Genomic DNA, 848 nt, shown 5'->3' on the forward strand with positions numbered 1-848 from the left:
GGGGACGGGATCGCGGGCTGGCCGTCGTCGGCTGCGGCCTTCTGCTTGGTGTGCCGGAAGGCGTGGAACGAGCGGCCCCAGGCGGCCCGGACGGGGACGGCGCCGCCGGGCCACTGCCAGGCGTAGAGCTGGCCGGCGAGCAGCGCGTAGTCGAGTGCGACGTCCTCGCCACGCAGCAGGCTGACCAGTTCGCGCAGGCGTTGGGCGAGGGTGGGCAGGTCGGGGGCGGTGCCGGCGCGCACCAGACGGCGGCGGACGGGTTCGGTGACGTCGTCCGGCGGCATCAGGCGACGGGTGGCGGCGCCGAGCCCGCGCGGATCCTTGTGCGAGTCGGGGACGTGCATCGCCGAGCCGCGTGACTGCTGGTGGAACGCCCACAGGGTCAGCGCCAACAGGACGGCGTTCTCGGCGCGGACGAGTTCCCTCTCGCTCAGCGGGCGGGTCCGGTCGTCAGGGGGTTCGTGGAGCGGGTCGAGATCGAGGAGGCCCCAGAGGTCCGGCACCTGGCCGGCGGTGCGGCCGGCGCCTCGGCGCAGCCGGGCGAGCGCGGCGACGGCGTGCGGCTCGTCCGCCAGGTAGCCCCTCTGGAGGGGCGCGATCAGCGTCCCGGTGAGGTGTACCACCCGCTCCTGCGTGGACTCGGTGATGGCTGTGGTCACGTGGGGACCCTTCTTCCTGCGGTCCTTGTCATGCGGGCACGTGGGGGGTCGGGGAATCGTCGGGTTCTGGCGGGGCTGTGTCGTCGGGCGCGGTGTCGTCGGGCGCGGCGCCGCCCGGGGGCGGCCCGGATGCTTCGGGGTCACCGGCGGGCGGCGCGCCGTCGGGCGGGGGTGTGGGGCTGTCTCTTA

1 protein-coding gene is annotated in these 848 nt (G+C 75.2%); it reads right to left on the reverse strand.

What is annotated here, in order from left to right:
* On the reverse strand, nt 1-659 hold a 659-nt coding region (casB, locus tag GL263_RS27345), incomplete at its 3' end, for a type I-E CRISPR-associated protein Cse2/CasB (protein WP_182858409.1).
* Nucleotides 660-848 lie beyond the last annotated feature (189 nt).

The sequence above is a fragment of the Streptomyces durbertensis genome, assembly GCF_014156695.1.
GTDB classification, from domain to species: domain Bacteria; phylum Actinomycetota; class Actinomycetes; order Streptomycetales; family Streptomycetaceae; genus Streptomyces; species Streptomyces durbertensis.